The 20,737-nt window shown below is 69.7% G+C and carries 19 protein-coding genes and 1 pseudogene; 10 read left to right on the top strand and 10 right to left on the bottom strand.

Annotation, left to right across the window (positions count from 1 at the left end; genetic code table 11):
• Positions 1 to 97: 97 nt before the first annotated feature.
• The 10 genes and pseudogenes from ACKTT0_RS17935 (at position 98) to ACKTT0_RS17890 (ending at position 11,453) form a co-directional block, all read left to right on the top strand.
• Positions 98 to 1,075, top strand: a complete 978-nt coding sequence (locus ACKTT0_RS17935) for a LysR family transcriptional regulator (protein WP_407851143.1) — start codon at positions 98 to 100, stop codon at positions 1,073 to 1,075.
• Positions 1,072 to 2,532: a SidA/IucD/PvdA family monooxygenase gene (locus tag ACKTT0_RS17930; protein WP_407851142.1), complete on the top strand. Its 1,461-nt coding sequence runs from the start codon at positions 1,072 to 1,074 to the stop codon at positions 2,530 to 2,532. Before ACKTT0_RS17935 ends, ACKTT0_RS17930 begins: the two co-directional genes overlap by 4 nt.
• Positions 2,529 to 3,509 carry an ABC transporter permease gene (locus ACKTT0_RS17925; protein ID WP_407851141.1) on the top strand — a complete coding sequence of 327 codons (981 nt, stop codon included), beginning with the start codon at positions 2,529 to 2,531 and terminating at the stop codon, positions 3,507 to 3,509. Before ACKTT0_RS17930 ends, ACKTT0_RS17925 begins: the two co-directional genes overlap by 4 nt.
• Positions 3,506 to 4,408 (top strand): ABC transporter permease, encoded by a 903-nt coding sequence (locus ACKTT0_RS17920; protein ID WP_407851140.1) that lies wholly within the window; start codon positions 3,506 to 3,508, stop codon positions 4,406 to 4,408. The genes ACKTT0_RS17925 and ACKTT0_RS17920 overlap by 4 nt, the downstream gene beginning before the upstream one ends.
• Positions 4,405 to 5,415, top strand: coding sequence for an ABC transporter ATP-binding protein (locus tag ACKTT0_RS17915; protein WP_407851139.1), 1,011 nt, complete (start codon positions 4,405 to 4,407; stop codon positions 5,413 to 5,415). The genes ACKTT0_RS17920 and ACKTT0_RS17915 overlap by 4 nt, the downstream gene beginning before the upstream one ends.
• Positions 5,412 to 6,431, top strand: coding sequence for an ABC transporter ATP-binding protein (locus tag ACKTT0_RS17910; RefSeq protein ID WP_407851138.1), 1,020 nt, complete (start codon positions 5,412 to 5,414; stop codon positions 6,429 to 6,431). Before ACKTT0_RS17915 ends, ACKTT0_RS17910 begins: the two co-directional genes overlap by 4 nt.
• A 49-nt stretch (positions 6,432 to 6,480) precedes the next feature.
• Entirely contained in the window at positions 6,481 to 8,052 is a 1,572-nt protein-coding gene (locus tag ACKTT0_RS17905) for an ABC transporter substrate-binding protein (RefSeq protein ID WP_407851137.1), read from the top strand.
• A gap of 65 nt (positions 8,053 to 8,117) precedes the next feature.
• Positions 8,118 to 9,419, top strand: a complete 1,302-nt coding sequence (locus ACKTT0_RS17900; RefSeq protein WP_407851136.1) for an acyl-CoA thioester hydrolase/BAAT C-terminal domain-containing protein — start codon at positions 8,118 to 8,120, stop codon at positions 9,417 to 9,419.
• A gap of 17 nt (positions 9,420 to 9,436) precedes the next feature.
• Positions 9,437 to 10,542, top strand: a pseudogene (locus tag ACKTT0_RS17895) (CMD domain protein).
• 80 nt (positions 10,543 to 10,622) lie between these two features.
• A complete protein-coding gene (locus ACKTT0_RS17890) occupies positions 10,623 to 11,453 on the top strand; it encodes a class I SAM-dependent methyltransferase (RefSeq protein WP_407851135.1) in 831 nt (276 codons plus the stop codon).
• Positions 11,454 to 11,465: 12 nt separating this feature from the next.
• On the opposite strand, the gene ACKTT0_RS17885 is transcribed toward ACKTT0_RS17890, so the two are convergent.
• The 10 genes from ACKTT0_RS17885 to ACKTT0_RS17840 all read right to left on the bottom strand — a co-directional run bounded on the left by ACKTT0_RS17885 (position 11,466) and on the right by ACKTT0_RS17840 (position 20,467).
• Positions 11,466 to 11,861 (bottom strand): DUF192 domain-containing protein, encoded by a 396-nt coding sequence (locus ACKTT0_RS17885; protein WP_407851134.1) that lies wholly within the window; start codon positions 11,859 to 11,861, stop codon positions 11,466 to 11,468.
• On the bottom strand, positions 11,843 to 12,715 hold the full coding sequence (locus tag ACKTT0_RS17880; protein WP_407851133.1) for a type II secretion system F family protein: 873 nt from the start codon (positions 12,713 to 12,715) through the stop codon (positions 11,843 to 11,845). Before ACKTT0_RS17880 ends, ACKTT0_RS17885 begins: the two co-directional genes overlap by 19 nt.
• Positions 12,715 to 13,560, bottom strand: coding sequence for a type II secretion system F family protein (locus ACKTT0_RS17875; protein WP_407851132.1), 846 nt, complete (start codon positions 13,558 to 13,560; stop codon positions 12,715 to 12,717). The genes ACKTT0_RS17880 and ACKTT0_RS17875 overlap by 1 nt, the downstream gene beginning before the upstream one ends.
• The gene (locus ACKTT0_RS17870) at positions 13,557 to 15,215 is read right to left on the bottom strand and encodes a TadA family conjugal transfer-associated ATPase (protein ID WP_407851131.1); all 1,659 of its coding nucleotides are present in this window, start codon (positions 15,213 to 15,215) and stop codon (positions 13,557 to 13,559) included. Before ACKTT0_RS17870 ends, ACKTT0_RS17875 begins: the two co-directional genes overlap by 4 nt.
• Positions 15,216 to 15,217: 2 nt before the next feature.
• Complete coding sequence (locus tag ACKTT0_RS17865; RefSeq protein WP_407851130.1) at positions 15,218 to 16,570, bottom strand: type II and III secretion system protein family protein; 1,353 nt, start codon at positions 16,568 to 16,570, stop codon at positions 15,218 to 15,220.
• Positions 16,571 to 16,581: 11 nt separating this feature from the next.
• Positions 16,582 to 17,421, bottom strand: a complete 840-nt coding sequence (gene cpaB, locus ACKTT0_RS17860) for a Flp pilus assembly protein CpaB (protein ID WP_407851129.1) — start codon at positions 17,419 to 17,421, stop codon at positions 16,582 to 16,584.
• Complete coding sequence (locus ACKTT0_RS17855) at positions 17,418 to 18,104, bottom strand: hypothetical protein (RefSeq protein ID WP_407851128.1); 687 nt, start codon at positions 18,102 to 18,104, stop codon at positions 17,418 to 17,420. The genes cpaB and ACKTT0_RS17855 overlap by 4 nt, the downstream gene beginning before the upstream one ends.
• 64 nt (positions 18,105 to 18,168) lie before the next feature.
• Positions 18,169 to 18,810: a hypothetical protein gene (locus ACKTT0_RS17850; protein WP_407851127.1), complete on the bottom strand. Its 642-nt coding sequence runs from the start codon at positions 18,808 to 18,810 to the stop codon at positions 18,169 to 18,171.
• Positions 18,807 to 20,216: a pilus assembly protein TadG-related protein gene (locus ACKTT0_RS17845; RefSeq protein ID WP_407852454.1), complete on the bottom strand. Its 1,410-nt coding sequence runs from the start codon at positions 20,214 to 20,216 to the stop codon at positions 18,807 to 18,809. The genes ACKTT0_RS17850 and ACKTT0_RS17845 overlap by 4 nt, the downstream gene beginning before the upstream one ends.
• Complete coding sequence (locus ACKTT0_RS17840; protein ID WP_407852453.1) at positions 20,216 to 20,467, bottom strand: hypothetical protein; 252 nt, start codon at positions 20,465 to 20,467, stop codon at positions 20,216 to 20,218. The genes ACKTT0_RS17845 and ACKTT0_RS17840 overlap by 1 nt, the downstream gene beginning before the upstream one ends.
• Positions 20,468 to 20,737: the final 270 nt, after the last annotated feature.

Raw genomic sequence — 20,737 nt, 5'->3', positions numbered from 1 at the left:
GCACGGCCAGCGCTAGGGGAATTTACTTATGTCATTTAAGTATTTGTAGAGCACATACTAGCGGCGTAAGAATTCGTCTTTGACATAAACCAAAGAAATGGAATTACGCCAGCTGGAGGCCTTTGCGGCCGTCATGTCCACCGGCAGCGTGACGGCTGCCGGCCGGTTGCTGGGCCGTTCGCAGCCCGCGATCAGCCGCCTGATCCAGGAACTGGAGGCGGAGATCGGCTATGCGCTGTTTACCCGCAACGGCCCGCGCGTCACGCCGACCGAGCAAGGCTTTCTTCTTTACGATGACGTCGAACGGGCGCTGGTCAACCTGCAGCAGATCCGCAACCGCGCCGAGGAAATCGCGCGCGGCGACGCGCGGCCGCTGCGCCTGGCGGCGACCTCGGCCCTGTCCACCGGCTTGCTGCCGGCCGCCCTCAAGCGCATCGAAGCGCATACCGCCACCTCGCACATCCACATCCGCAGCGCTTCGCCGGAGCGCGTGCTGCACGACGTGCTGACCGGCGCCGCGCAACTGGGCGCCACCAGCCTGCCGTTGGAACACCGCGGGCTGACGGTCCACTGGATCGGCCAGGCGCCATGCGTGGTGGCGCTGCCAGCCGGCGATCCGCTGGCCGCGCAGGCCACCGTGCCGGCCGAGGCGCTGGCCGGCCGCCGCCTGATCACCATGGCCAACCCCTATCGGCTGCGCCGCCGGCTCGACCAGGCGCTGGCCGACCGCGGCGGCAAGCGGCCGGGCCTGATCGAGACCAACTCGTCGGTCAATGCGCTGGCGGCCGTGCGGGCCGGGCTGGGCGCCGCGGTGCTGGAACCGGTGACCGCCTACGGCGCGCCCATGGAAGGCGTGGCGATCCGCCTGCTCGACGTGGAGATTCCCTTCTTCTTCGGCGTCATCACGCCGCAGTCGCAGCCGCCCCTGCCCGCCGTCCTGGCGACCGCCGAAGCGCTGGCCGAGGCCGCCGCCGAACTGCTGCCCGGCTTCGTGCGCCATGCGGCCAGCGAGCACGCCGCGCTGCTGCAATTGATCTACGGCGATCCCGCCCCTCTTTCGGATTCCGCATCATGACCTTGACCGCCGCAAGCTCTCCGCCGGGCCTGGCCGCGCTGGAAGCGCGCCTGCGCCAGGACCTGGCCTGGCTGGACCTGCCGGCCCGGCGCTGGGTGCCGCCCTGTACCGTCGATGGCCAACCCGTGCTGGACGTCGCCATCATCGGCGGCGGCATGGCCGGCCTGGCGGCGGCCGCCGCGCTGCATCACCTGGGCGTGCAGGCCCCTGTCTTCGATCGCGCGCCGCAAGGCTATGAAGGCCCGTGGGCCACCACCGCGCGCATGGAAACGCTGCGCTCGCCCAAGCAACTGACCGGTCCTGCCCTGGGCCTGCCGGCGCTGACGTTCCGGGCCTGGTTCGAGGCGCAGTTCGGCGCGCGGGCCTGGGAAGAGCTGGACAAGATCCCGCGCCTGCAATGGATGGACTACCTGCGCTGGTACCGCCGCGTGCTGGACCTGGACGTGCGCAACCTGCATGACGTGCAGCGCGTGGCGCCGCGCGGCGATGGCGTGGTGCAACTGGATATCCTGTCGCCGGCGGGCCCGGCCTGCGTGCTGGCGCGCCGCGTCGTGCTGGCGACTGGCCGCGACGGCCTGGGCGGCGCCTATGTGCCGGCATTCGCGCGCGCCCTGCCGCGCAACCGCTGGGCGCATTCGTCGGACCCGATGGACTACGCCACGCTGGCCGGCAAGCGGGTCGGCGTGATCGGCGCCGGCGCCTCGGCCATGGACAGCGCGGCCACCGCGCTGGAAGCCGGCGCGGCCAGCGTCGACTTGCTGATCCGCCGCGCCGACATCCCGCGCGTCAACAAGGGCAAGGGCGCCGGCAATGCCGGGTTGGTGCACGGCCACCTGGGCCTGCCCGACGACTGGAAATGGAAGATCCGCCACTACATCAATGTGCAGCAGGTGCCGCCGCCGCGCGGCAGCACCCTGCGCGTGTCGGCCCACCCCAATGCGCGCTTCAACCTCGGCTGCCCGGTGCTGGATGCCAGCATGCAAGGCGACGAGATCCGCATCGCCACGCCGCGCGGCGTGTTCGCGCTGGACTTCCTGATCCTGTCGACCGGATTCCGCATCGACTGGCATGCGCGGCCGGAGTTCGCCGCCCTGGCGCCGCACGTGCGCGCCTGGGGAGACCGCTACACACCGCCGCCCGGCCAGGAAGACCAGGAGCTCACCGACTCCCCCGACCTCGGCCCGGCCTTCGAGCTGCAGGAAAAAGCGCCGGGCGCCTGCCCGGGCCTGGAGCGCGTGCACTGCTTCGCCTACCCCGCCGCGCTGACGCACGGCACCGTGTCGGGCGACATCCCCGCCATCAGCGACGGCGCCAAGCGCCTGGCGCAGGGCATCGCCGGCCTGCTCTACCGCGAGGACGTGGCCCAGCACTACGCCAACATGGAAGCCTTTGCCGAGCCCGAGGTGTACGGCGACGAATGGGTGCCTGCCGAGGGCGTGCAGGAGCCGCTCGCATGACCGCCTGGCTGCTTCGCCGCCTGGCCCAGGCGCTCGTGGTGGTGTTGTTGATGACGCTGATCGTCTTCATCGGCCTGCACGCCATCGGCAACCCGGTCGACATCCTGATCGGCCAGGATGTCGACCAGGTCGAGCGCGCGCGCATCATCGCCCGGCTGGGCCTGGACCAGCCCCTGTGGCGCCAGTACCTGGCCTTCCTGTCCGGCGCCCTGCATGGCGACCTGGGCAACAGCTTCGTCTACAACATGCCGGCCATCCAGCTCATCCTCGACCGCATGCCGGCCACGCTGGAACTGGCCGTGGCCGCACTGTTGCTGGCGGTGGTGATCGGCCTGCCGCTCGGGCTGCTGGCCGGCCTGTACCCCGAGCACCCGCTGTCCAAGGCGCTGATGGCCGGCAGCATCGTGGGCTTTTCGCTGCCCACGTTCTGGGTCGGCCTGATGCTGATCATGGCCTTCAGCGTATCGCTGGGCTGGCTGCCGGCCAGCGGGCGCGGCGCGACGCGCGAGCTGCTGGGCGCGCAGTGGTCATGGCTGACGCTCGACGGCCTGCGCCATCTGATCCTGCCGGCGCTGAACCTGTCGCTGTTCAAGATCTCGCTGGTGATCCGGCTGACCCGCGCCGGCGTGCGCGAAGTGCTGCCGCTCGACTACGTCAAGTTCGCCCGCGCCAAGGGCCTGTCGCCGCTGCGCGTAGTCGGCGTGCACGTGCTGCGCAACACACTGATCCCGCTGGTCACGGTGCTGGGGCTGGAACTGGGCTCGACCATCGCCTTCGCGGTCGTCACCGAGAGCATTTTCTCGTGGCCGGGCGCCGGCAAGCTGATCCTGGACAGCATCAACGCCCTGGACCGGCCGGTCATCGTGTCGTACCTGGTGGTGATCGTCTGCCTGTTCGTGACGCTAAACCTGGCCGTCGACATTCTCTATAAGCTGCTGGACCCGCGGGTGCGGCTCGAAGCGGAGGCCGCCCGATGAATACCGTCGCCATCCCCCTGCGCCGCGAATCGCCGTGGCGCCGCAACCTGGCGGAATTCTTCGCCTCCCGGGTCGCGGTACTGGGCCTGGCAGTGTCGGCGGTGCTGATCCTGGCCGCCGCGCTGGCCCCGTGGATCACGCCGCAGAACCCCTACGACCTGCTGCAGCTGGACGTGCTCGATGCGCGCCTGCCGCCCGGCTCGGAAAACGGCCTGGGCACCTACGTCTACCTGCTGGGCACCGACGGCCAGGGCCGCGACCTGTATTCCGGCATCCTGTACGGCCTGCGGATCAGTCTGATGGTGGGCGTGGGCTCGGCGCTGATCGCCGGCGTGGTGGGCACGCTGATGGGCCTGCTGGCGGCCTACGCCGGCGGGCGCGTCGACGCGCTCATCATGCGCGTGGTCGACCTGCTGCTGTCGTTCCCCTCGATCCTGGTGGCGATGATGATCCTGGCCTACCTGGGCAAGGGAGTCGGCAACGTGGTGCTGACGCTGGTGATCCTGGAATGGGCCTACTACGCGCGCACCGCGCGCGGCCAGGCGCTGGTCGAACGGCGCCGCGAATACGTCGAGGCGGCGCGCTGCCTGGATATTCCCGGCTGGCGCATCATGCTGCGGCACATTTTGCCCAATTGCCTGCCGCCGCTGATCGTGATCGGCACGCTGCAGATTGCGCGCGCCATTACGCTGGAGGCCACCCTCAGCTTCCTGGGCCTGGGCGTGCCGATCACCGAGCCGTCGCTGGGCCTGCTGATTTCCAACGGCTACCAGTACATGCTGTCGGGCGATTACTGGATCAGCTTCTACCCCGGCATCGCGCTGCTGGTGACCATCGTGGCCATCAACCTGGTGGGCGACCGCCTGCGCGACGTGCTGAACCCAAGGACGCACAAATGACCGCCGCGCCCCAGCCTGCCGCCGGCGCACCGGCCACCCTGCAAGTGCGCGACCTGCGCACCCACTTCTTCACGCGCGCCGGCGTGCTGCCGGCGGTCGATGGCGTGTCCTTCACGCTGGAGCGCGGCCGCATCCTGGGCCTGGTGGGCGAGTCCGGCTCGGGCAAGTCGGTGACCGGCTTCTCGATCATGGGGCTGGTGGATGCGCCGGGCCGCATCGTCGGCGGCGAAGTGCTGTTCCAGGGCCGCGACCTGGCCCGCCTGGCGCCGCGCGAACTGCGCGCCCTGCAGGGCAACCGCATTGCGATGATCTTCCAGGACCCCATGATGACGCTCAACCCGGTGCTGCGGGTGGACGCGCAAATGATCGAGGCCGTACGCGCCCACAGCCGCATGACGCGCGCGCAGGCGCGCGCGCTGGCGCGCGACACGCTCGGCATGATGGGCATCCCCAGCCCCGAAGACCGGCTGCGCGCCTACCCCCACCAGTTGTCGGGCGGCATGCGCCAGCGCGTGGCGATCGCCATCGCGCTGCTGCACCGCCCCGACCTGATCATCGCCGACGAGCCGACCACCGCGCTGGATGTCACCATCCAGGCGCAGATTTTGTCCGAAGTGCAGAAGCTGGCGCGCCAGCACGGCACCAGCCTGATCTGGATCACCCACGACCTGTCGGTGGTGGCCGGGCTGGCCGACGAAGTCGCCGTAATGTACGCCGGCCGCATCGTCGAGCACGGTCCCGTCGATGACGTGCTGGACGCGCCGCTGCACCCCTACACCGCCGGCCTGATCGGCAGCCTGCCCGGCAACAACCGCCGCGGCCAGCGCCTGCGCCAGATCCCCGGCATGACTCCAAACCTGCTCGAGCTGCCGGCCGGCTGCGCGTTCGCGGCGCGCTGCCCGCGCGCCGGCGCCGCCTGCGGCGAGCGTCCCGCCATGACACAACCCGTGCCGCGCCGCCTGGTGCGCTGCTTTTACCCGACTCTCAAGATCGCGGAGGTGGCATGAACGCTCCCGCCATGGCGCCGGCGCCCATGATCGAACTGCGGCAAGTCAGCAAGCGCTTCGGCGAACGCCGCGTAGGCGCCGCCGGACGGCTGGCACAGCGGCTCGGGCTGGCCCGGCCGCCTGCGGTGACGCGCGCCGTCGACCACGTCGACCTGCTGGTGCGGCCCGGCGAAGTGGTCGGCCTGGTGGGCGAGTCGGGCTGCGGCAAATCGACGCTCGGCCGCATCGCCGCCGGGCTGCTGCCGCCCTCGGCGGGCGAAGTGTGGTTCGACGGCCTGCCGCGCGGCCGCATGGATGCCCGCCAGGCGCATCGCGCGCGCCTGAAGGTGCAGATGATCTTCCAGGACCCGTACGCCAGCCTGAACCCGCGGCTGCGCGTCGACCAGATTGTCGGCGAGGCGGCCGCCATCCACGGCATCGCCGGCCGCGGCGAACTGGACGACTATGTCAGCGCCCAGTTGCGGCGCGCCGGCCTGGACCCGGCGCTGCGCCATCGCTACCCGCACCAGTTCAGCGGCGGCCAGCGCCAGCGCATCGGCATCGCGCGGGCGCTGGCCGTGCAACCGTCGGCACTGGTCTGCGACGAGGCCGTGGCCGCCCTCGACGTATCGATCCAGGCGCAGATCCTCAATCTGTTCATGGACCTGCGCGAGGAACTCAACCTGACGTACTTGTTCATCAGCCACGACCTGGGCGTGGTCGAACACCTGTCGGACCGCGTGGTCATCATGTACCTGGGGCGCGTGGTCGAGAGCGCACCGGTCGAGCAGGTTTTCCGCCGTGCCAACCATCCCTATACCCAGGCGCTGCTGGCGGAGATCCCGCGCCTGGACGCGCGCCACAAGACCTTCACCGCCATCAAGGGCGAGATCCCCAGCCCCTTGGACCCGCCCACCGGCTGTCATTTCCATCCGCGATGTCCGCACGCCATGCCGCGCTGCAAAGTCGAAGCGCCCACGCTGAAAGGCATTGCCATCAACCACCTGAGCGCCTGTCACCTGAATGACGGGAAATGAACCGGCCGGCTCGCCGCCGCCCCCAATCCTCCCAATGGAAACCCGAACCATGAAGCGCCTGATCCTGACCTCCCTCGCCGCCGCCCTCGTGGGCCTGTCGGCCGCCGCCGCCGCGGACGACCTGAGCATCGGCTTCGCCGACCCCCTTTCATCGCTGGACCCGCAGTTGAACAACCACGCCGGCGACCGCTCGGTCGACCTGCATTTCTGGGACCTGCTGGTCGAGAACAAGTGGAACAAGCTGCAGCCCGGCCTGGCCGTGAGCTGGAAGCCGCTCGACAACACCACCTGGGAATTCAAGCTGCGCCCCGACGTCAAGTGGCAGGACGGCCAGCCGTTCACCGCCGAAGACGTCATCTTCTCGTATACGCGCGCCCGCGACGTGCCGGGCAGTGTCGCCACCTTCGCCGGCTACCTGCGCACCATCGAATCGATGCAGGCGCCCGACCCGCTGACGCTGGTCATCAAGACCAAGATCCCCAACCCCGACCTGCCACTCAACCTGGCCTCGGTGCACATCGTCAGCAAGCACGTCGGCGAAAAATCCAGCACCGAAGACTACAACTCGGGCAAGGCCGTCATCGGCACCGGCCCGTACAAGTTCGTGTCCTACACGCCGGGCGACCGCGTCGTCATGGCGCGCAATGAAAGCTACTGGGGCGAAAAGCAGGTCTGGGACAAGGTCAACTACCGCTACATCAACAACGCCGCGGCCCGCACCGCCGCGCTGCTGGCCGGCGACGTGGATGTGATCGACAAGGTGTCGGTGTCCGACCTGGACAAGCTCAAGAAGTCACCGGGCGTGACGGTGTTCCCGTACGACGGCCTGCGCGTCATGCTGCTGCAGCCCAGCTTCAACCCCGCGCCCAATCCGTACATCACCGACAACGCCGGCAAGCCGCTGCCGAAGAACCCGCTGCTGGACGTGCGGGTGCGCCAGGCGCTCAGCATCGCCATCAACCGCCCCGCCATCGTCGACCGGATCCTGCAGGACGCCGCCACCGTGGCCAACCAGTGGATGCCCAAGGACACCTTCGGCTACAACCCGGATATCCGCGACATCGCCTACGACGCCAAGCGCGCCAAGGCCCTGCTGGCCGAGGCGGGCTACCCCGAGGGCTTCAACCTGACCATGCACGTGCCCAACGACCGCTATCCGCAAGGCCCCGAGACAGCGCAGGCGGTAGCGCAGTTCTGGACCCGCATCGGCGTCAAGACCAAGGTGGAGGTCATGCCGTGGGCCGTCTACTCCAGCCGCGCGCGCAAGAATGAATACGCGGTCAGCATGCTGGCCTGGGGCAACGGCACCGGCGAGGCCAGCTATGCGCTGGTCAATGTGCTGGCCACGGTCGCGCCCGACAAGGGTCTGGGCGCCTCGAACTGGGGCCACTACAGCAATCCCAAGGTCGACCAGGCGCTGGCGCAGGCCACGGCGGAATTCGACACAGCCAAGCGCGAGGCCATCCTGCGCACCTCGGCGCAGGTGGTGTCGGACGACGTGGGAGTGATCCCGCTGTACCACTACAAGAACATCTGGGCGGCCCGCAAGGGCCTGAAGGTCACGCCGATGACCAGCGACCGCACCGCCGCGCAGATGGTCAGCAAGGCGGACGCACAGTAACCCCCGCCGCCGCCCGCCGCGCCGATTGCCGGCGCGGCGGATCCCGGATTTTCATGGAGCCCAGCATGACCCGGCCCACGCTTCGCATCACCCCCGCCGACGACCTGATCGACGTCGCCCGCCAGATCCGCGTGGATGGACTGGCGCCCGGCCAGTCCGTCGAGGTCGCCACCCGCACGCTGCGCGACGGCATCGCCTGGACCAGCAGCGCGCATTACCGCGCCGACGCGGCCGGCAGCATCGACTTGTCGCGCGATGCGCCCGCCTCCGGCAGCTACCAGGACGTCAGCCCGATGGGGCTGATCTGGGCGCAGGTGCCCGAAGACGGCGCCAGCCGCACTTACTTCCATTCGGCCGTCGTCGAGCCGCTGCGCACCCAGGTCACCGTGCGCGCGCCCGGCGTGGCGCTCGAGGGCGAACTGGTGCAGCGCCTGGCGGCCAACGGCGTGACACGCCGCGAGATCCGCGAAGACGGACTGGTCGGCGTGCTGTACACGCCCGCCGGGCCGGGCCCCCATCCGGCAGTCATGATCCTGAACGGCTCGGGCGGCGGCATCAACGAACCGCGCGCCGCCCTATACGCCTCGCGCGGCTACGCGGCGCTGGCGCTGGCCTACTTCAAGGCGCCCGGGCTGTCCGATTACATCTCCAACACGCCGCTGGAGTACTTCCAGACCGGGCTGGCCTGGATGCGGCGCACGCTCAAGCCGGCCCACGACTTCGTCGCGGTCAGCGGCCAGTCGCGCGGCGGCGAACTGGTGCTGTTGCTGGGCGCGACCTTCCCGGAGGCAGTCTCGGCCGTGGTCGCCTACGTGCCGGGCGCGGTGGTGCATAGCGCGCAGAACGCCTGCGACCCCAGGATCGGCCGCGAAGGCCCGGCCTGGCTGCTCGGCGGCAAGCCGCTGCCGCACGTCTGGGAAGGCAACCGCACCGCGACCTGGGCCCCTTTCGACGAGGGCCCGGCGCCGCACCGCCACGAGCGGGCCATCCTGACAGCACTGCAAGACCCGGACGCCGTGGCGCGCGCCCGCATCCCCGTCGAGCGCATCCAGGGCCCGGTCATGCTGCTGTCCGGCACCGACGACGGCTCATGGCCCTCTTCGCTGTATTCGCGCATGGTGCGCGATTCCCTGCGCGAGGCCGGACACCCGTACCCGGTGCGATGGCTGAACTACGAGGGCGGCGGCCACTCGATCCTGTTTCCGTACGTACCCACCACGCAACTGGTATACGCGCACCCGGTCTCGGGTCGCATCAGCACCAGCGGCGGCAGCCCCGCCCCCAACGCCCGCGCCGACGCCGAATCCTGGCCGGCCGTGCTGGAATTCCTGCGCGACGCCGTGGCGGCACGCGCCGCCACTCAATAACCCCGAGGAGCCTGCATATGCAAGATCGCCCCCATTCCGCCGCCGACCTGGTCGACCGCCTGGTCGGCCTGGCGCCAGGCAGCAAGACCCACGCGGTGCGCCACCAGCGCGACAAGGTGGTCGCGGCCACCCAGGGCAGCTATGACGCCTTGTTCGACCCGGCCTTGCCCGGCCTGCCGCTGCAGGAGCGCCTGCTGGTGGCGCTGTATGCCTGCCGCCTGACGCCCGCGCCGGAACTGGCCGCGCATTATCGCGAGCGCCTGGCGGCCAGCGGCGCCGCGCCAGCGCTGGTCGAACTGGCGGAGCGCGGCGAGCCGGCCGATGCCGGCGACGCCAGGCTGGCCGCCATCCTGGCCTTCACCCGCAAGCTGATCGAAAAGCCGGTCGAAGGCGACCGCGCCGCGCTGCATACGCTGCCCGCCGCCGGCCTGTCCACCCCCGCGGTGGTGGCATTGTCGCAACTGATCGCCTTCCTGTCGTACCAGGTGCGCCTGGTTGCCGGCCTGAAAGCCATGAAAGCCCTCGAGGAGTCCGCATGAGCCGCATCATCAAATCGCACGGCTTCACCAACGAAACGCTCGAATGGCGCGCCTGGCTGGACGTGGTCGATGTCGAGCGCGCCAGTCCCGAACAGATCGCGGTGCTGGAAGAAAGCCATCCCAAGGCCAAGGTGTCCGACTACTACCTGTTCCTGGTGCACCAGCCGGAAATCCTGCGCCAGCGCTCGACCGCCTTCAACGCCATCATGTACGCGCCCGGCGGCATGCCGCGCGCCGAACGCGAGCTGGGTGCCACCGTGGTGTCGCGCATCAACGGCTGCGTGTACTGCGCATCGGTGCATGCCCAGCGCTTCACCCAGCTGGCCAAGCGCGACGACGTGGTCGAGCAGGTGTTCGACGACCCCGCCAGCGCCGGCACCACGCCGCGCGAACAGGCCATCGCCCGCTTCTCGATCGCCATTACCGAGCGTCCGGCCGAGATCTCGGCGGCCGACATCCAGGCGTTGAAGGACGTAGGCCTGAGCGACGCCGAAGTGCTGGACCTGCTGCATTCGGACGCCATCTTCGCCTGGGCCAACCGCCTGATGCTGAACCTGGGCGAGCCGGTATTCCCGCAGGACTGAGCCGGCAACCGGCGGGGCGGCGGCGCGGGTTTCAGTAAAATACCGGTTTTCGCCAGCCGCGCTCGCGGCGCGCCGCCCCGATGTCCCCTGCCCCCGAGATCCGCCCCGACCAATCCGTCGAACTGCTGAAGGAACTGCACATCCTGACGCGCGACGGCAAGCTGAACCAGGACAGCCGCCGCAAGCTCAAGCAGGTGTACCACCTGTTCCAGTTCATCGAGCCCCTGCTGCGCGACGTCAAGGCCGAGCGGGGCACCGTCACCCTGGTCGACCACGGCGCCGGCAAGTCGTACCTGGGGTTCATCCTGTACGACCTGTTCTTCAAGGCGCTGCAAGACGACTCGCACGTCTACGGCATCGAGACCCGCGCCGAACTGGTAGCCTCGTCGCAGGCGCTGGCCGCGCGACTCGGCTTCGACGGCATGTCGTTCCTGAACCTGTCGGTGGCCGAATCGATCGCCTCCGGGCAGCTGCCCGCGCGCGTGGACGTGGTCACTGCGCTGCACGCCTGCGACACCGCCACCGACGACGCCATCCGGTTCGCGCTGGAAAAGCACGCCAAGTACATCGTCGTGGTGCCCTGCTGCCAGGCCGAGGTGGCCGCCGTGCTGCGCAAGAACAAAGGGCGCGCGCTGGCCGACCCGCTGGCCGAGATCTGGCGCCATCCGCTGCACACCCGCGAATTCGGCAGCCAGATCACCAACGTGCTGCGCTGCCTGCAGCTCGAGGCGCATGGCTACCAGGTCAGCGTCACGGAACTGGTGGGCTGGGAACACTCGATGAAGAACGAGCTGATCATCGCCCACTACAAGAACCTGCCGCGCCGCAAGCCGGCCGAACGGCTCAATGAAATACTGGACCGCATCGGCCTGCAGCCCCTGCGCGAACGGTTCTTCGTGCCGGCCTCATAGCGCCTGGCGGCGTCAGCCGCACGGCTTGCGGTTGCCGGGCGCTGGCGCGCGGCGCACGGCGACGCGCAGGCGACGGCGATAGCGCAGCGGCGTATCCACGCGATTGACCGCCAGTTCCACCACCGATGCCGCGCGCAGGCATACCGCCACGCGGCCGGGCGGCAGGTTGCGCGCCAGGCGCAGCAGCCGGCCGTCGGCGTCGAGAAACGCCGCATCGATGGGATAGCGCATGCCCAGGGTGTGGATGGCACGACACGGCGCCAGCCACAATCCGCTGCGCGGTCCCGGCGGGCGCCCGCGGCACAGCAGGCCGCGCAGCCGTCCGAGCGCGCCTTGCGCGCGCACCAGCCGGAGACGGCCCCCGGCCGGCGGACGGCGCGCGCGCGGCGTCACTGTGCCGCCTGCCATAACTGCACCGCGATGGGAAAGGCCAGGACGATGAAGGTGCAAGGGAAAATGCAACCGATCAAGGGCAGCAGCATCTTGACGGGCGCTTCCATGGCCAGCTTCTCGGCGCGCTGGAAGCGATCGGTCCGGCACTGTGCCGCCTGCCCCCGCAGCAACGCCCCCATGCTCATGCCCAGGCCGTCCGCCTGGCTCAGGGCTGCCACCCAACTGCGTACGGCCGGCTCGTCGGCGCGCTCGGCAAGCGCCTTGAGCGCGGCCGCGCGCGGCATGCCGGCCCGCATGTCGGCCAAGGCGCGGCCCAGTTCCTGGCGCAACGGTCCCGGCGGTCCATGTTGCTCGGCCTGTTGCAGGGCGCCGTGCAGGCCCAGCCCCGACTCGACGCACAGCGTCATCATATCGAGCACGAACGGCAGCTCCCGTCCGATGCGCCGGCGGCGACGCCGCGCCCGGCTATGCGCCCAGACGGCTGGCCAGCCGCCGCCCAGCATGGCGCCGGCGGACGCCAGCAAGGGCGCGGCGGCCGGCGCATTGGCCCACCACGCCACGGCGATGCCGGCCGCCATGCCCGACAGGGCCGCGCAGCCGACCAGGGCGGCGGCGTGGGCGGCCGTGACCTCGGCAGGCAACCCCGCCTGCGCCACCGCGCGCGCCAGGCGGGCGCGCAACCGCCATGGCAACCAGGGCCCGCATGCCGTGGCCACGACGGACAGCCATGGCCACGCCACGCGCCACGCCCACGGCATGCGCTCGTGCGTGTCGGGCGCAGCCGGCGCATTGACCAATGGCCGGGCAAGCAGCCAGGCCGCTACCGTCGTGCCCGCGCCAGCCAGGCAGATTGCCAGCATCGAGAGCATCAGATGTCAATGTCCACGATGCGCCGGATCAACGCCACGCCGACCGTCTCCAGCCCCGCCATCAAGGCCAGCACGGCCCAGCCTGCCGGGGTGTGCCACAGCACCGCCATGGCGTCCGGTTCCATGCGATCCAGCACCCACATCAGCAGCAGGGGCAAGCCGCCCATGATCCACGCCTGCAGGCGTCCCTGCGCGGTCAGGGCACGCACCTTGCCTTGCAGTTGCAGGCGTTCGCGCAGCGTCCGCGCAATGCCGTCCAGCGTCTCGGCCAGGTTGCCGCCGGTATGGGTGGCCACGCGCAGCGCGGCGGCCACCAGGGCGCTGGCCTCGGACGGCACGCGACCGTTCAGGTTGGCCAGCGCGGCATCGAAGGAAACCCCCAGGCGCTGTTCGCGCAGCATCAACCCGAATTCCTGCGCCAGCGGGGCCTCGCTGTGATCGACGATGTGCCGCAATGCCGTGGCCACGCTGACGCCGGCCCGCAAGGCCGAGGCCAGCGCCAGCAAGGCGCCCGGCAATTGCTGGTCGAAGCGGGCCAGCCGGCGGCGCCGCAGGCGGTCGACCAAGTAGCGCGGCAGCCGCGCCGCCAATAGCGCGGCGCCGCATGCCAGCAGCGTGCTGCCGCTGAAGGCGAAGCCAAAAAGACCGGCCAGCACCGCCAGCACCATGGCCGCCAGCCATAGCTGCGCGGGGTCGATAAACAGGAAGATCTCGCCGAGCCGCACGCCGGCATCCTGGGTGTAGAGCTGGCGGTAGCGCCGCAACGCCGGCCCGAACCAGGCCTGCGCGCGCCAGACCAGCACGCCCGCGGACGCCATCGTCATGGCGACTGCCAGCCAGATCATGCCTGTCCGTTCGCCGTGAAGCCGGAGTCTGCGTTGCCGCAGAACATGCCGGCATCCAGCGCGATGCCGGCGGCCCGCCAGTCGTCGGCAAAGCTGGGCAACAGGCCGCAGCCGATGAACCCCCGCCCCTGCTGGAAACGGAACAGTTCCTGCAGCTGGATGCGCCCGCTTTCCAGGCCGGTGATTTCGACAATGGAGGTAGCCACCCGGCGTCCGTCCGACAGCCTGGCCTGCTGCACGATGATGTCGATGCTGGCGCCGATGTGCTCGCGTACGACGGCCAGGGGCAGATCCATCCCGGCCATCAGCACCATGGCTTCCAGCCGGCCCAGCGCGTCGCGCGGCGAGTTGGCATGCAGCGTGGTCAGCGAGCCCTCGTGGCCCGTGTTCATGGCCGTCAGCATGTCGAACGCCTCGGCGCCGCGACATTCGCCCACCACGATGCGATCAGGGCGCATGCGCAGGGCGTTGCGCACCAGTTCGCGGATATCGATGCGGCCACGCCCCTCCAGGTTGGCCGGCCGCGCCTCGAGTGCAATCAAATGTTCATGGTCCAGCCGCAGCTCGGCCGCGTCCTCGATGGTGACGATGCGTTCGCCTTCCGGAATGCCATTGGACAGGATGTTCAGCAGCGTGGTCTTGCCCGACCCCGTGCCGCCGGACACCATGATATTCTTGCGCGCGCGCACGCACAGGTAAAGAAACTCGGCCATCGGCCGGTCGATCGAACCGGACCCGATGAGATCGGCCATCTGCGGGCGCCGCGCCGGGAACTTGCGTATTGTCAGGCTGGCGCCTTTCAGGGCAACCGGGGGGATCACCGCGTTGACACGAGAGCCGTCCGGCAAGCGCGCGTCGACCATGGGGGCGCTTTCATCGATGCGCCGGCCGACCGGTGCCACGATACGCTCGATCACCCAGCGCACCGAATCCTCGCTGCTGAATGCCGCATCGTGGCGCGACAGGCGTCCCTGGCGCTCGATGTAGATTTCGTCATAGCGGTTGACCATGATCTCGCTGATGCCGGCATCGGCCAGCAGCGGCTCCAGCGGCCCCAGCCCGACCGCCTCGTCCAGCACGTCGCGGCACAGGGCGGCGCGATCCGCATGGGCGGGAATCTCCGGGTCCGCGGCCACGATGGCGCCGAGCAGCCGCTGCGCCTCGCTGCGCAACAGGCCGTCGCTCATGCCCGCCACATCGCGGCGCCGCAGGTCCAGGGCCTGCAGCAGTGCCGCATGCAGGCGGCGGCGATGCGGCAACAGCGCCAACGCGGTCCTGGCAGCCGGAGCGGGAGCGTGGGCAGGCCCCGCATCCTGGATAACCGGCCCGGCCGGATGCTCATCGCCCCCGGCGTCCCGGGGCTCGTCAGCCACCCTTCGCACGCGCAAGCGGCAGGGGCCGATCAACACGTCGTCGCCCGGCAGTACCGGCCGGTGCACGGTAATGCGCACCCCGTTGACGAAAGTGCCGCCGAGCGACCCCAGGTCTTCCAGCTCCAGGGCCTGGTCCTGGCAATCGATCCGGGCGTGGCGCTTGGCGACCCGCCAGTTGGCGATGCGCAGGCCGCACTGCGGCGCGCGGCCGATCACCAATGGCAATTGCCCGCGTACCGTACGCTGCTGCCCGTCCTCGAACGTCATGTGTATGTCAAGCATGATCAATTGCCTCCTTGGGAAAACGCGGGACCGCCCGTGGCCTGCCACTGGGAGCCGGGGCCCATATGAGAGCTCCAGTCGGGCTCGCCCGGCCCCGGCGCGGCGGTGCCCAGTGGCGGTGGGTCGGGAAAGGCCTGGTCCAGTACCTGGTGGCCACGCGCGACCCGCGCAGCCAGTTCAGGGTGATCCTGGGACACGATGCGCGGCGTCACGAAAATGGCCAGCTCGGTCTGCTTGCGCTGCTCGCGCCGACCCGAGAACAGCACGCCCACCAGCGGGATGTCCTGCAAAAATGGCAGGCCGCTGCGCTCGCTGGAGCGTTCACGCGACAGGAAACCGCCCAGGATCAGCGTCTGCCCCGAGCGGACATTGAACTCGGTGGAAGCACGGCGCGTCCGCAAGGCCGGGCCGCCTTCTGCGCTGAGCGAAGTGTCGATCGAACTGGCCTCGACGTCGATGCGCGAACGTATGGTGCCGTTGCGGTCGATGCGCGGCGTGATGTTGAGCGAGACACCGTACGGCTTGAACTCGGTATTGGGGTTGCCCTGCGCGTCGGTGGAGGTATAGGGCACCTCGCCGCCGGCCAGGAACGACGCGGTGGTGCCGCTGCGCGCCAGCAACTGGGGTTGCGCCAGCATGACGGCCTCGCCCTGCTGCGCCAGCGCGGCGATGCGCGACGACAGCAGCGCGTTCGCGCCGAAGTATCCGAAGGCGCCCAACCCGGCGACCGTCAGCGGCGGAGCCTCGACGGCTTCGCCCGGCCGCGCGCTCGAGCCAGGCTGCCATACCACTCCCGCCTGCAGCCCCCCCTGCGTGACGCCGTCCCACTGCACGCCGAATTCGCGCAAGCGCGAACTGGGCAGTTCGACGACCTGCACGTCCAGCAGCACCATGCGGTCCCAGCCGACCTGGCCAGTGAAATCGAGAATGCGCGGATAGCGCTGCGCCAACGCCGCGACGCGGGCGCGGTCGTCATCGGCCAGGTCTTCGCCCTCGAGCACGATGCTGTCGCCCACCAGGCTGCTGCGCACCGCGGGAATGTGCCGCAGCAACGCCCGCACTTCTTCCTGCATGTGCGACCAGCCTGCCGGCCGGACCTGCACCTGATACGCCGCGCCGACACCCCGGGGCGTCCAGACATGCACCGACGACATGCCCTCCTGGCGGGCGAACAGCACGACCTCGCGGCCATCGACGGACACCGCGCTGAGCACCTGGCCATTGCCCACCGCCACGCGGGTGACTCCCGCGTGGCGCACCACGTGGGTCTGGCCGACCTCGAGCGTCAGCGGCAATGGCTCGGCCGCTGCGCCTGGCCACGCCAGCATGGCCATGGCGCACAACATCGCGATCATGAGCGGCACCCTCATGGCGCCCCCCGGGCGGGAAGATCGGCCGCCGCGCCATCCGGGTCGCGTGGCGCCTCGGCATCCACGCGATCGCCATAAAGGATCTGGACGGCGCGCCGGGGCGAGGCGCCGGGGGCCTCGAGCCCCATCAGGGCCGCCAGGTCGCCGGAAGTGGAAGGCCCGGGCACGGCCGCATCGCCCCGGTGGCGCAGCATGGCCGTCAGGGCTCCCGCCTGGCGCGCGGCGATGAGCTTGATTGCGTCCTGGGGCGTGGTGTCGAGCGTGATCGACGGCGCGGCGTCCGGCCCGCCGCCCGCGGCAAGGACCCGCACGCCCTGCAATAGCGGCGCCGTGAGCTGCTGGCCGCGATGCGCGAACGATACGTACAGATCGATGACATCTCCAGCCCGCAGTATTCCCGAGGCAGCATTGATCTCATCGGCCGGCAACGTGACCGCGCGCCGGCCGGCCGCCAGCAGCTCCGACACCGGTGGCGCGGCTGCTTCCCGCACCAGGTGCATATCGAGCAGCGGATCTCCCTGGCCGACATCATTTGCCAGCACCGCGCCAATGGCGTGATCGGCCGCGTCGGGCTCCAGCATGCCGCTGGTGACCCACGGCAACGGGATGTCCCGCACCGCCAGGTGGGCTGCCTGCAGGCGCGTGCCGGCAGGCAGGTCTTCGGCCGCCACCAGCCGTTCGGCCATCACGACTTCCGCCTCGCGCTCGATTTCCCGCACACGGGCCTGAATATGCTCGCGGGCCGCCCAGGCGGCCAGCAGGCCGGCGCCCAGGGCGAAGGCGTACACGCCCAACGAACGCGCGTGCGACCTCAATGAAGCAATGGTGATCTTCATGGCTCGCTGGCCTCGTGGTGCTGCACCAGGATTCCGCTGCCGCCGTCCGCCTCGACGATGCTGACGACCAGCCGCGCGGCGCCGCGCACCCAGTGTTGCGGCTCCGGCCTGGCGGCGTCGCGGCGCCAGCCGGCGCGCCGCAAGCCATCGTCGACGGCGCGACGCGCGGCGGACAAGGGCAGCGCCAGCGTCCATACCTGGTGCGTGACTTGCCCGCCTTGCTCCCGGGCAGCGAAATCAAGGCGCAGCCGCGCACCGGCCGGCATCCCGAGCCGGCGGCCGAGGCTGGCGCGCGACGTATCGGGCTTGCCTCCCAGCACCGAAATGCTGCCCCGCGAGCGCCGTGGCCCTGCGGGCTCCAGCATGATGACCCAGAGGTCCGCGCCAACGCGTCCCGACAACACGGCCCGTCCCGGATAGACCCCCAGGTCGGACAGTGAAGGATGGCGCGCCGTCAGCAGCGGAACGGCATCGGCAACGGGCAGGGGTATGTCGAGCAACCGTATATCGGCGGGCATGCCGTATAAGCGCAGCCCTTCGCCCAGGGACGTTTGCTCGCTGCCGGGCGGCAGCGCCAACTCGTCGGGACGGGGCAGCATGCCGGCGGACAGCGCCGGCGGCACCAGCAACCCCGCCACGGCCATGCAGCCGCCGCCCAGGTGCGCCAGGCGGAATCGCAACAAACCGGCGCGGGAACCCGGCCGGCGGCCGGCAACAGCAAGGCCATGATGTGGCGCGCGCATGGCGTCAGTGCTCCGTACCACGCGGATATGCCGGCACCAGATCGGCCCAGGCGGACAACCAGTCGAGCGACCACTTCCCCCGCCCCCATGGAGCGTCCACTGCCCGCATACGCCCGTGCAGGCTCTGCGCCGCCGCGACGGTACCCCGGGCGGCACCCGACCACCCGGCTTCCGACATGGCCAGACGCTGTTGTGTCGCCAAATCGCCGGCCGCGTGTCCCGCGCCCACCGCCAGCGAGGTGTAGCGTCGGATCGCCAATCGCGCGGCCGGGCCGTTGCGCTGTGCAAAGGCTACCGCCCTGCCTGGGCCCACAGTGGCTTGTGCCCGCAGCAAACGGCGATCGACGCGCAGCCAATCCTGCGACAACACGGCGGCTTGCGGGTCGTCCGGCCCCCATCCGAGGCCGTCATTGGCGCTGCGCGCGACCGACACCGTCGCGTCGGGCGGTATCGTTGCCTGGCGCAGCTGTCCCCGCGCCGCCGCGAAAGCGGCATGCCGGCCAAGATGAGCCGCCTGCAGCACGCGATGCTGCAAGGCGCCGATCGTCGCCAGGCCGTGCAGGCAGGCCGCCAACAAGGCCACTGCCAGGAAGGCCTCCAGCGCGGCCTGACCATGCTGGGCATGATATCGGCGCGGCAGGTTCATGGCGCCACCTCGCCGGCCCCGGGTTCGACAGGCGCGCTGAGGCGGGCCTGCCAATACGGGCGGAACAGGTTGGCATACTCGCTGCGCCCATCGGCCCTCGGCTCGGGCCGTGCAAAATAGGTTTCCGCGGCGCTCACCACGGTGACTGCCTCGTCGCCGGCCAGGCCGGTGGAGGCGGCAAAGCGCCCGATAGGTGCCGCCACCTTGCTCGCCGCATCGGTGGTGGGCAGGGAGCCGGCCGACTGCCGCACCTGGATGGCAAAACGCAACGGCTGATGCGCGGCATCCGGGTTGACGTCGTGGTAGAACGGCAGCCCTTTGCCGGCCCAGCGGGCCGCACCCGCCACGGCATACGAATTGGCCAGCGGGTTGCTGCGTCCTGCGAACAGATTCCAGAAGGTGTTCTCGTGTACCCAACGCCAGAAGTCTTGTTGCGAGAAATCCTGCGGCGGCTTGTCGACGTAGTCGCCGGATTTCACGGTCGAGGCGCCCGCCTGCCCCCATCCCATGGCGTATTCGCGGTAGTAGCAACCAATCCACTTGTTCGAGCGCAACGCATGGTATGACAGCGTATCGATCGAACCCCAGCGGCCCTCGTCGTCGAGCCAGGTACCGCCGCGACGCCGCAGTTCATGCCGGCGTGTCGGACAGGTGCGTTGCACGATCCAGGAGCTGTGGCGGGTCAGGTCACGGGGACGCAGGAAATCATGGCGTCCGGCGGACAGCTCTATCATGCCGCGCAGCCCCGTGGCCCCATTGCCACGTTGTTGCGCGACATAGCCGGCGCTGTTGTCGTGCAGCAGCGCCAGGCGCACCGGGCCGGCCTGCGCGGCTCCGTGGCCACCGGCATGGTCCGCATAGTGCTCCGGATAATTGGCGCGCAGTACGCGCAGCATGCTCTGCAACCGCGCCTCGGGCAGGCTGTCCCGCGCCGCCTCGGCGGCGCGCTGCAGCACCTGGTGCACGACGTGGTCATGCTGCTGGAAGGCACGCGCCAACCCTGGCACGACATCGCCCGTGCTGCTGGATCGCGCATAGGCTGTACCGGCCGCCGAGCCGAACAGCATGGAAATCAGCGACGCCGGAGGGTTGCCCTGCGTGCGCCGCGCCGACTGTGCCTGGCCGAACTGCGCCCAGGATGCCAGCGTGACAATGTGCGCCATGGCGATCTGGTGTGCCACCTGGGCCCGATTGATATACGCCAGCAGGTTCAGCATGCGGGCCTGCTCCAGCGCGCCGCTGTATACCGCCGCGTCGGCGGCATGGGTGAGGCGGACGCGGGCGGAGGCGGTCTGGCCGACGTTGTACAGCGCAACCAGGGCCAGACCGGCCAATGCAGCCAGCATCAGGGCGACAGGCAGCGCCTGGCCGCCCTGCCCCGACGCTGCAGGCGTACGCCCAGCCATCATTTTGCGTTGCCCGTGAACGACTTGAGCGTGCGCGCCTTGGTCTGCGCCGACGCCTTGCCGGCCGCTGCCTGCGCGGCGCGCGCTTCGGTGGTGCCGTCCTCGCCGGCCAGCTCGCGCGCCATGGCGGCAGTCTGGGAGCGAACGACCTGGCCGAACAGTTGATAGACCGCAATGGCGGCAACCGCGATCAATGCCACCACGATGATGTACTCGGTCAATGCATCGGAAAACCGGCCTATCGCATTGATTTCAATGTACTTTTAGAATCGTGGCGTCTAATTGAGGATGAAGTACTTGCTGCTCTAAGCCATTGATTTTTCTAGGGGCAAGCTAGGATTTTAGACAACCCATAGGCCAGAATCCGCCTACGTGCAACCAATATCGGGCCATTTAACTGGGCCCTTATCGAAGAAGTACTTAGGCTACGCGGCATCTCTTGCCGACTACGTAGACTGCATCGCCAAAGTATTCCGGCGAGCTCATCAAGTGCCCGTCCAAATAAGACTTACGTAATGAGG

Origin of the sequence: Bordetella saccharivorans, from assembly GCF_045862855.1 — a bacterium.
GTDB lineage: Bacteria > Pseudomonadota > Gammaproteobacteria > Burkholderiales > Burkholderiaceae_B > Bordetella_A > Bordetella_A petrii_F.
This window is presented reverse-complemented; position numbering and strand designations above follow the sequence as displayed.